The sequence below is a fragment of the Methylocystis sp. genome (assembly GCF_051061225.1).
Lineage (GTDB): Bacteria > Pseudomonadota > Alphaproteobacteria > Rhizobiales > Beijerinckiaceae > Methylocystis.
Genome location: NZ_JBPFEB010000023.1, coordinates 1 through 9,609 on the forward strand (window position 1 = coordinate 1; position 9,609 = coordinate 9,609).

General features: G+C 60.0%; 10 protein-coding genes and 2 pseudogenes. 5 read left to right on the forward strand and 7 right to left on the reverse strand.

What is annotated here, in order from left to right; genetic code table 11:
• The coding region (locus ACR652_RS05380; RefSeq protein ID WP_434505498.1) for a DUF5996 family protein at positions 1-520 on the forward strand (520 nt) is incomplete at its 5' end.
• 60 nt (positions 521-580) lie between these two features.
• On the opposite strand, the gene ACR652_RS05385 is transcribed toward ACR652_RS05380, so the two are convergent.
• The 3 genes and pseudogenes from ACR652_RS05385 to ACR652_RS05395 all read right to left on the reverse strand — a co-directional run bounded on the left by ACR652_RS05385 (position 581) and on the right by ACR652_RS05395 (position 3,795).
• The gene (locus ACR652_RS05385) at positions 581-2,773 is read right to left on the reverse strand and encodes a PQQ-dependent dehydrogenase, methanol/ethanol family (protein ID WP_434505499.1); all 2,193 of its coding nucleotides are present in this window, start codon (positions 2,771-2,773) and stop codon (positions 581-583) included.
• Between the two features lie 166 nt (positions 2,774-2,939).
• Positions 2,940-3,662, reverse strand: a pseudogene (locus ACR652_RS05390) (ornithine cyclodeaminase family protein).
• Positions 3,613-3,795: a hypothetical protein gene (locus tag ACR652_RS05395; RefSeq protein ID WP_434505500.1), complete on the reverse strand. Its 183-nt coding sequence runs from the start codon at positions 3,793-3,795 to the stop codon at positions 3,613-3,615. The pseudogene ACR652_RS05390 and the gene ACR652_RS05395 overlap by 50 nt, the downstream one beginning before the upstream one ends.
• Before the next feature lie 181 nt (positions 3,796-3,976).
• On the opposite strand from ACR652_RS05395, the gene ACR652_RS05400 reads away from it, so the two are divergent.
• Both ACR652_RS05400 and ACR652_RS05405 read left to right on the forward strand, forming a co-directional pair.
• Entirely contained in the window at positions 3,977-5,371 is a 1,395-nt protein-coding gene (locus tag ACR652_RS05400; RefSeq protein WP_434505501.1) for a cytochrome B6, read from the forward strand.
• A gap of 71 nt (positions 5,372-5,442) precedes the next feature.
• Positions 5,443-6,000: a DUF4142 domain-containing protein gene (locus ACR652_RS05405; protein WP_434505502.1), complete on the forward strand. Its 558-nt coding sequence runs from the start codon at positions 5,443-5,445 to the stop codon at positions 5,998-6,000.
• A 191-nt stretch (positions 6,001-6,191) separates the two neighbouring features.
• Here the strand turns inward: ACR652_RS05405 and ACR652_RS05410 are convergent, their stop codons facing one another.
• The 3 genes from ACR652_RS05410 to ACR652_RS05420 form a co-directional block, all read right to left on the reverse strand.
• Complete coding sequence (locus ACR652_RS05410) at positions 6,192-6,935, reverse strand: ion channel (RefSeq protein WP_434505503.1); 744 nt, start codon at positions 6,933-6,935, stop codon at positions 6,192-6,194.
• Between the two features lie 267 nt (positions 6,936-7,202).
• Positions 7,203-7,697 (reverse strand): methyltransferase family protein, encoded by a 495-nt coding sequence (locus ACR652_RS05415; protein ID WP_434505504.1) that lies wholly within the window; start codon positions 7,695-7,697, stop codon positions 7,203-7,205.
• A gap of 292 nt (positions 7,698-7,989) precedes the next feature.
• Positions 7,990-8,175 (reverse strand): hypothetical protein, encoded by a 186-nt coding sequence (locus tag ACR652_RS05420; RefSeq protein WP_434505505.1) that lies wholly within the window; start codon positions 8,173-8,175, stop codon positions 7,990-7,992.
• Positions 8,176-8,245: 70 nt separating this feature from the next.
• Here ACR652_RS05420 and ACR652_RS05425 point away from each other — a divergent pair.
• A pseudogene (locus ACR652_RS05425) lies at positions 8,246-8,945 on the forward strand (IS6 family transposase).
• Positions 8,946-9,016: 71 nt separating this feature from the next.
• On the opposite strand, the gene ACR652_RS05430 reads toward ACR652_RS05425, so the two are convergent.
• Positions 9,017-9,142: a hypothetical protein gene (locus tag ACR652_RS05430; RefSeq protein ID WP_434505506.1), complete on the reverse strand. Its 126-nt coding sequence runs from the start codon at positions 9,140-9,142 to the stop codon at positions 9,017-9,019.
• 137 nt (positions 9,143-9,279) lie between these two features.
• Here ACR652_RS05430 and ACR652_RS05435 point away from each other — a divergent pair, with 137 nt between their 5' ends.
• Entirely contained in the window at positions 9,280-9,582 is a 303-nt protein-coding gene (locus ACR652_RS05435) for a putative quinol monooxygenase (RefSeq protein WP_434505507.1), read from the forward strand.
• Positions 9,583-9,609 lie beyond the last annotated feature (27 nt).

Consider the following 9,609-nt stretch of genomic DNA (forward strand, 5'->3'; position numbering starts at 1 on the left):
AAGCTTCTGGCGATTGCTTTTGCAGGCTGATCGGGTCTTCAAGCTCTTTCGCGCCGGCTTCATCGGCAAGGCCAGCCCCGTGCATTTCTTCTGGGGCAGCTTCGACCTCGCGGTGACGCGTTTTTCCGGTCGCCGCGCGCCGCCGCATCCAGGCGGCGTTCCCAATCTGCCGGACGCCGTCGTGCGTGAAGCCTACTCGCACGAGTTGAGCAGCGCCGGCTTTTGGCCCGGAGGGGGCGCTGTGGATTACCCCGCCTTCTATTCCTACGCCTATCCCGCGCCGGTCGGGTTCGAGAGCGCTCCGGTAAAGCCGGGCGACGCCTTCTTCCACAAGGAGCTGAGAGAATTCATCCTGCCGTATGAGGCCGTCCGACGCGCCGCAGACCCGGACGCCGTTCTCCTCGATTTTCTTCAAAGCGCCTATGAGGCCGCCGCCGTCGCTGGAGACTGGGATCGCGCCGCGCTCGAAACGCCCTTGGACAAAGCGGCACCCGGCGTCCGGTTGCGGGATCGCAGATGAAGTGGCCACACCCGTGACGTGGCGGGGGCTCGCCATTGCCGTCGTGTGAATCAGACGTTGTCATTCGCTTTGCGCGCCGCTTCCTTCCGAGGCTGGCGCCTTCGAGGGTTCCTGCCGTTTGTATGCCTGCCAGCTTTGATCGATGATGTAAGCATGAATATTCTCGACATCCTTTTCGCTCAAGATGTCGTTGAATGCTTCCATTCCCGTCGGGGCAAGAGCGCCCCCAAGCAGAATGTCCTTGAAGGCGCTGTGCGTTGCCTCAGACATTCTCCGCAGGTCAGGCGTAATGTTCGGCCCAAGCGCGTGGCAGCGCGAGCATTGTCCAAGAAACGCCGTCTCGCCAGATTGAATGTCGTCAGGCGTCGCATTATTCGCCGGCGGTCTTGGGAAAGGCCTATCCTTACGCAGCTCCGGGGTAGGCGCCGCCCCGCCATCGAGCTTGAAAGAAATGATCCGGTTCAAATTCTCGAATTTAAGCGCCGCGCTCGAAGGCGGGATCGCGCCGACCCCGACGCCGGTTCCGCCATATCCTGTTTGCACAGCAATATACTGAATGCCGTTAACCGCGTAGGTGATGGGTGCGGCCATGATATGGCTTCCGGTCTGAATGGTCTTCAGGATTTTTCCAGTGTCGGCGGCATAGACCCGGAGCTCGCCATTGCCGCAGCCTTGAAAAACGAGATTTCCGGCGGTGCTCATTGCGCCCCCGTCATATGCCCGCATGCCCGAACTCGTCTCCTGCTCCCATACTGTCTTCTGGGCCAGGGGGTCCCAAGCCCTCATCATCTCCCGCACGAGCTTGACGTCGCGCGTGGCCTCGAGTGTCTTGCGATCCGGCAATGGCCCGTAAAATGGCTTCAACCCGGCGGCGTCATAAGACTCATCCGGAAAGAGACCCAGCGCGGAGAGGAAGCTGTTAATGAAGCGGATGCGACCGCCATTGTGCTGGAGATCGATCCAGACGCTCGGCGCGTCTATGACAGGAATATAGACCAGACCGGTCAGCGGGCTGAACGACATCGGCTGCCAACTATGTCCGCCTGCCCAGGAGGGATAGACGTTTTTCGGTCCGGAATACCAGTCGGCGTTCTCAGAGGGTCGCGGCCGTCCGGTTCCAGCAACCAGGCCGGAAGTCCAATTTGCAAAAGTGTAGGGCTTGGCGGAGATCAGTTCGCCGGTGCGACGATCGATGACGTAGAAAAAGCCGTTCTTGTTCGCCTGCATAACGACAGATCGAGCCGAGCCGCCGATCATCAGATCTGTGAGAATGAGCTTCTGGGTTGCGTCGAAATCCCAGTGATCCCCGGGCGTCGCCTGATAATACCAGGCGAGCCGGCCCGTATCTGCGCGCAAAGCGATGATAGAGGCTGTAAACAATGCATCCTTCGACGGTCCCGCGACCAGTCGGAGGTCATAGGGGGCAGGATTGGCCGTCCCAAAGTAGACAAGCTTGAGATCGGGGTCATAGGCGAACCCATCCCAAGCCGTTCCACCTCCATGATAGTCGGGGGAGCGATCCCGATCCCATGTCGCCGCCGCAAGCGCCATGGCCTCGTCCTCTGGCGGCTGCCCTGGCGCGCCCGGGACGGTGTAAAAACGCCACATGAGCCTGCCAGTCTCGATCTCATAGGCGGAAACGTAACCGCGCACGCCTCCCTTATCCATATCGGCGCCGCTGTTGCCGATGATCGCCAGGTCGCCTGCAATATAGACGGCTCCGGTGCTGGAATAAGGAAGCTTGTGGTCGACGATCGTATCCGCGCTCCACAGCTCCTTTCCTGTCCCCGCGTCAAGGGCGTGCAGGCGGCCGTCGACGGAGGCGACAAAGACTCGGCGCTTCCAGACCGCTACCCCACGGTTGACGAGGTCGCAGCATGGATTGCGCGCAGTGCGCGGGTCCGCCTTGGGATCAAAACGCCATAGCTCTTCCCCCGTCGAGGCATTGACGGCGTAGACGTAACCCCATGTCCCGGAGGTGTACATGACGCCGTCGACCACGATGGGCGTGGCCTCCTGGCCCCGCGCCGTACCCAGATCGTAAGCCCAGGCAAAGCCAAGGCGGCTGACGTTGCCTGCATCTATCATCGCCAACGGCGAATAATAACTCTGGTTCTCGTCTCGCCCCGGGGTAAGCCAGTTCTGCGGCTCTGAATTCAGAGCCCTCATCCGGCGTGAATCAACGTCTCCAGCAGCATAGGACAATGGCGGCGCAAGCGATAACGCCAATGCCGTGAAACACAGCGCGAGCAATCCGACGCCTTTTGATCTCCCGATACGCATGGTTCATCCAAAGCTCGCATCCGCTAAACGCAAAAACCGAAACTTGCTGCCCGCGCGCCGCAAAGCTGCGGCGCGGGCCTTGCGCACCGGACGACTGACGCATCCGCGTTAGATCTGTCCAGCACGAGCTTTGCCGTTAGGATGTCTTCGATCGCCAACCCAACGATTTAAACACTGTTGTCTCTGCAATGGAGCAGCTCTTTGCTTCAGCGATGAGTTCTCCAAGCTCGGCATGGATCTGTGCCCTGGATAAAATCACGCCGCCGGACTCTTTTAACACGGCTTCACGCGAGTCGACGATCAGCAGGTTGCCCATCGCTTCATCGTCGAGCTCTCGCCAATTTGGTCTTGGGACCCGACGGAATTGACATGCGCTCCACGCTTCAACCATCTTCCCTTCAGCACCGGCTGGCGCGCATTTGTGGCCGTCACAACGACATCCACTCCCTCAACCGCAGATTCCGCGTCCATCGCTTTCACGCCATGCCGCTCGGCGAACCGCTTCGCATGGTCCGGGCGTTCGGCTCCACACCCTGACCTCATCAAAATCTCTGAGGCGTGAAAGCGCGTCCAGATGCGCTTTCGCTTGAACGCCGCTGCCGAGCAAAGCGAGAATGCGGGCGTCCGGCGACGCCAGACGGTCGGTCGCCGCCGCAGACACTGCGGCCGTGCGCATTTCGGTGATCAGGCGACCATCCATCACGGCGACAGGTTCACCGGTTTCCGGCCGGAACAAAAGCACGACAGCCATGTGAGTTGGCAACTCCGTGCCCGCGTTGCATGGGTAAAAGCTAACCAGCTTAAGGCCCTTAATCGGCAACCGCTGGCATAATGCCCAGATAGCGCCTGTCTTCCTCAATCGTAAGCATGGTGCGGACAGGCTGGAGCACCTTGCCTGAGGCGAAGGCCGCAGGCCCCTTTTCGACTGAGGCAATAAGATCCTCCCAGTGGAGGAGAACGCGCATGTCAGATTCCTCGAAATGCTTGATCATTGTCCTCGCCCTCTGACCTGGTAAATTTCCAAGGGGGTCTCTGATCGCATTTAGGGCGTGCGGGGGTGAAGGTCGCGGCTGTTCGAGGGGAAGGACGTTATTGGCGGAACCTGGATGAGCTGGGAACGTTTGATAGGACGTGCGTTCACCTCGTGCTGGCGTTTCGCCGCAGGGAGGCCCGATGTTCCGTCACGCGCTTTTCGCAATAGCGCCAATCGCCGTTGCCGCGGCGACTCCCTGCACAATCGCGAACCCCTTGCCGCCCGACGCGTCATATCGGCCGCTGCCGACACAGCCGTTAGAATCGGTGAAGGCCGAGGACGAGGCCCAGAAGCCCGGAGTCATGCAGCGTCAGCAAGCGCTGTTGCAGGAGCGCTACGACCTGTCGAACCGTCCCTTGCCGGGCGTCATGATGTCTGGTGGACGCAACCCCGTCCAAGGCGGCGTTCGCGTGAGACTGCCGCAAGGCGTGTCATGGGACAGCCTCGCGTCGATGAGCCCTGACGAAATCAAGCAAAAAGGCTTATTGCCGGCTGGCTTCATGCCGCTTCCGCATGTCAAGCAGGCCGTCGGCGGACAGGTCATTCCGCAACGACAGATCGACGAGATCCATCGTCAGGAAGGGCGCGACCTGAAGCGATTTGATGTCGATTTCGACCTGCCTGCCCACCTCACTCCGGAATTTCCGCCGCCGATCTTTCTCACGACTCATCCCGAACTTGGCGACGTATCGCGCGGTCAACTCCTCACGATCAAGAACCATTATGCCATGATGGTCGGCTTCCTGACGCCGGTGCAGCTCGAGGGATTGCGCCTTTTGCTGACGCCGTTCCCGCAGGAGGAATTCAATCAGACGGAAGATCGCAAGGTCGCCGAGCAGTCTCTCGGCATCAGCTGCCTCGATTGCCATTCGAATTTCAACACCAACGCAGCATTTCACCTGTCGCCCGACATAAGGCCCCAGGCTTCGCGCTTCCGCCTCGATACTGTCAGTCTTCGCGGCGTTTTCAATCAGCAAATTCACGGCTCCAAGCGCTCGCTCCGGTCTGTGGAGGATTTCACTGAATTCGAGCAGCGTACGGCTTATTTCAATGGCGACCAGATCAGCGCGCAACGCAAGGGCGTCCACCTGCCCAATCGCGCGGATCAAGTCGCCATGATGGCGCAGATGCAGAACATCATCGATTTTCCGCCGGCGCCGAAACTCGACCCAACTGGCCGGCTCGATCCCGCAAAGGCGACGCAGCAAGAGCTTGAAGGAGAGAAACTTTTTCTTGCCAAAGGGCGTTGCGCCGAATGTCATCCGCCAGCGACTTCATTCCTCGACAACAATATGCATGACCTCAAACTCGAACGGTTCTACGAGATCGGTCACACCGCCAACGGGCTGGCGACATTGCCCGACGGGCCGATCAAGACTTTCACGCTGCGGGGGATAAAGGATACGCCGCCCTATCTGCACGACGGCCGCCTGCTGACGCTCGCCGATACAGTTGAATTCTTCAATTTCGTCCTTGGCGTGAAGCTTACACAGGAAGAGAAGGAGGCGCTGGTCGCCTACATGTTGACGCTATGAGCGACCGAGATGACAACTTTGAAAGGGGCTTAATTATGCGTATAGGCGGTTTGTCGCTCCTTTGCGTCGTCTTGGCTTGGGACGCCGTGGCGCAAGCGCCCGATCGGCAGCCAGGCGAGGGGAACCCCGCCTTCGCGCCGCCAGGCGATCAAAAAGTAGACGGACGGACGCGTGAGACCGTCAGGTTCAACGACGCTGACCGGCTATTTCTGCGCGAGGCTGCGTTGATTGCTATGGCCGGGACTGACGCTGCCCACCTCGGCCAGCAAAAGCGACCAGGCGTTGCCGTCGCGCAATTCAGCGAGCGTATAATGAAGGATCATGCGGCGTTCGGGCAGCGGCTCACCAGCCTTACGAAGGACGCGGATATGTCTGTGCCTGCGACTCTCGACGAGGAACGCGCCGCCATGTTGGATGAGCTGCGGGGCTTGACGGGCCCTGCCTTCGACAGGCGTTTCTGGATGTTTCAGCTCGCCGAACATCAAAAGGCCGTCCAGCTTTTGTCCTATGAAATCAGTTCCGGTCTGAATGCAGCGCTCCGAGGCTTGGCTTCAGAGGTCTTGCCAACCGTTTTGAACCATCTGCGTCACGTCCAGACAAATCTGACGGCGGCGGCGGGATCACAGTAGCAGACAATGGATTTGGCTGAGACAGCTGCAGTTGATCTTCGCTCCCACCTAAGCTGCGGCGCGCCGCCCTGTCCGCCTCGGCTAAGGCACGGCAATGGCGCCTTCGCCCGCGAGGTGATAGTTGCTATTGCAGCTGGCCGAAGTTTTCAGCCGCCAACTCCTCACCCTTGCCGCGGAGCCTATTGAAAGATTCAAGCTTCGCTCGAGAACGAGTCTCCGACCTCCCGGGTGAGATGGAACTTGGAATAATCGATCCACGTGCTGCTGCCGGTATCCCTTTGGACGATGTCGACGTAATCGTGGCCGAAAAGGACTTGTCTAGCCTGATAACCTTTACGCGCCTGGAGAAACTCACTGGACGTCTCGTCAAGCCCGCTCACCGTGACGACAAAGCTCGTTCCAGATGTGACCAGATCATCGATATGCCCCCCATACAGCGGGCTCGTGTCATCGATGACATGCATAATCGTCCAAGTGTAGATGAACACCGGGTTATCGTCACGTTCCAGCCGCAGACGATGAAATCTTCGGAAAATCGAGCCTTCCGCTGTCCGTTCGTCGCGGACGACCCAGAGCTTCGCGCTGGCGTTGTTAATCATGTTCCGCCGCGCATTTGCGACCCGAAGCATGAGCGTCCTCGCGCCGTCATGGGGAGCGATGACGGGATTTGCCGCAAAGACCAGACGTGCGCGGGGTCGCGAGAAGCGCGCGAAAATCACGCCGGTGACGACGGCGAGCGAGCAGGCGCCGGTGAAAATCTCCGCGCTCGCGATCAGGTGGGCGTAGTCGGTTTGCGGATGCATGTCACCATAGCCCACGGTGCCCATCGTCTCCACGCTGAAGAAGAACAGCGCGCCGAAGTCGCCGGGCGCGGCGTTTGCGATGGGCCTCTCGCCCATCGCATAGAGTGCGGCGAAGATTAAGTTGAAGATCAAGAATACGCTTGCGACGGCTAGAAAAAATTTGGGCCAACTCGCCGTCATGGCGTGATGATGGAGGTCCAGCCACAAATTGACTTCAGAACTCTCAGTGATGGCGCTCCGCTCATCGGCCGTCGCGTTTCCGGTCGGATCCTCAGAGAAAGTTGGTTGACGTAGGCGAGGTGATTTGGTCATGGAGGACAAGGGGCGGGACAAGCGCTGGTTCTGCGCCGAGGAGCAGGCCGTCGCAGCCGGCTGGCGGAAAGCGTCGACTTGTTAGCTCTACCACACCCCGGGTGCGAACCGATATTTTGTCCGTTCTGCATAAGCGGCATATTCGGGGAACCGATCCGCTAGCGTCCGCTCCTCGAATATGGCGCGTAGCGCCAACAGTATCACCAATGGGGGAACGAAAGCGAGCCCGTAGAACGAGCCGAGCAACAACGGCGTCCCTAGCAAGAAGAAAATCGCCGCGCGATACATCGGGTGGCGTACGACGGCGTACGGACCCGTCGTTACGATCCGTTGGCCTCGCTCCTCCTGGATTTTGACGACGGGCGCGGCGAAGAAGTTCTCCGCCAAGACGCGCCAAATGATTGCGTAGGACGCCAGGATGCTTACTGCCCCAGCGGCCTCGGCCCAAACTGGCATGTGGCTTGCCCGCCACCGAGTTGCGTCGAGGCCCATGACGATGAAAGACGCCAAGTAAAGCACAAAGAACAGCGACAGGATGACCTTGTCCCACGCCGGCTGGCAGGCTTGGAAGGGCGAGGCCAAACGTTCCCTCAAAGGGCCGGGATCGTAACGAGCGAACCATAGCCCCGCGGCCCCGCCGATCCCTCCACTGATGATTAAGTAGACCCAGGCTTCCGGCCACGCGATCGTGCCGGCCGGCAGGAAAAGGAGCGTCGCAATGGCGACCAGGCAGATGGACTCTGGAAGAAAAGACGGGTCAGCATGATTGCGAATCCAAAGGGGGCATGCCGAGATCGAAGAAGGGCCACGAGGCGCGCTTGAACCTACCGCCGGTCGGTGTTGTGCAACAACGGCGGAGGCTTCAGGTTTGCGATCACCACCTCTCGCCGAAGGGACGGGCTTCGACCTCGAAGCTCAACGCCGTACGGTCTTGCCGGATAAGAGAAATCGCTATGTCGGCGACGGCTGCCGGTTTGACGAAGATATCGTCCGGCTTGTCGGGGAAGCTGTTTCGCGTTTCCGGCCCCCCAACCACGCCGTCGATGATGATCAGCGCCACGTGAATGCCCTTCGGCCACAGGCGTTGTCACGTAAACGACTGAGTAGCGCTTTTGCCCGACAAGACGGGCATGACCCAGCCGCCCGTGAGTTACAAGCGCCACCGCTTCCCGCTGCAAATCATCGCCCACGCCGTCTGGCTCTACTTCCGGTTCCCGCTCAGCCTGCGCCTCGTCGAGGAAATGCTGCTGGAGCGGGATCGTTCTCCTATGAGACTGTCCGCCGCTGGGCCATGAAATTCGGACGGGATTACGCCCGCCACCTGAAGCGCAAGACGCCCGGCCGGCGCGAAGTCTGGCATCTCGACGAGGTCGTGGTCTCTATTAGCGGCGAGAAGCGCTATCTCTGGCAGGCTGTCGACAGGATGGCTACGTGCTCGATGAAATCGTTCAGGTTCGCCGCAACGCCAAGGCCAGCCAGCGCTTGCTAAAGCGGCTCCTCCATAAGCAGGGCTGCCGCCCGCGGCGCATGGTCACTGACAAGCTCGGCTCCTATGCCGCAGCCCGGCGAGAGATCATGCCGGGCGTCGATCATCGATCTCACAAGGGTTTGAACAACCGCGCCGAAAATTCTTATGTCCCGTTGCGAAAGCGGGAGAGAGCGATGCGGGGGTTCCGATCGTGGGGCGGGTTGCAGCGTTTCGTCAACGTCTTCTCCGCGCTCCGCAACCTGTTTGTGCCATCTCGACCTTCTTGCCGCTCCGCCATCGCCCTCCATCTGCATCGCCTCAGGGCGCTCGCAGAGTGGAGGTTCGTGACGCTATCATCCTGAAATGACCCCAATAGCCGTCCACCGCGCTCCGTGCGAGTTAACGTGACAACGCCCGCCAGAGCGCCGCCGGCTCAGCCATTGACCGGCCGCAGGCGGTAATGGGACACGCCCCATTCCTCGCCGTTGCTGTCGACTGTGAGAGTCGTAAGGACAAAAGCCTCAAGGGTGACAGCGAGGGCTATGACTTGTTCCGGCATGGCTCCGCCGCCGCTATATTTACGGTCGGGCGAGCCTCGCGGGGCGCAACTAAACGCCGACGACGCGCATTGTTGCCAAGGGCCCAATCCTGGACGTCCGCATTTCATTACTGAGCAGTGACAGAGGGAGAACGCCAATGACCAAGACGGCGCTTTATGTTCACCTTGAAGCGAAGCCTGGCAAGGAGACTGAGGTTGAAGCTTTTTTGAAAGGCGCGCTTCCACTGGTGGAGGCTGAGCGGGGAACGACCACATGGTTCGCTATGAAGATGGGTCCGACGTCGTTTGGAATCTTCGACACCTTCAACAATGAAGGCGACCGCGAAGCCCATCTTTCTGGAGCCGTGGCGAAGGCGTTGATGGCGAAGGCGCCAGAACTCCTCGCCTCCCCCCCTGATATCCACAAGATCGACATCTTGGCGGACAAGCTTCCGCGTTGAGGGGAGAAGAACGCAAAACGCCCCGCC

Bases quoted from the DNA above. Each gene is read 5' to 3' on its own strand.
- ACR652_RS05395 (WP_434505500.1), bottom strand. From the start codon at position 3,795: ATGATCAAGCATTTCGAGGAATCTGACATGCGCGTTCTCCTCCACTGG.
- ACR652_RS05400 (WP_434505501.1), top strand. From the start codon at position 3,977: ATGTTCCGTCACGCGCTTTTCGCAATAGCGCCAATCGCCGTTGCCGCG.
- ACR652_RS05430 (WP_434505506.1), bottom strand. From the start codon at position 9,142: ATGCCGGAACAAGTCATAGCCCTCGCTGTCACCCTTGAGGCTTTTGTC.
- ACR652_RS05435 (WP_434505507.1), top strand. From the start codon at position 9,280: ATGACCAAGACGGCGCTTTATGTTCACCTTGAAGCGAAGCCTGGCAAG.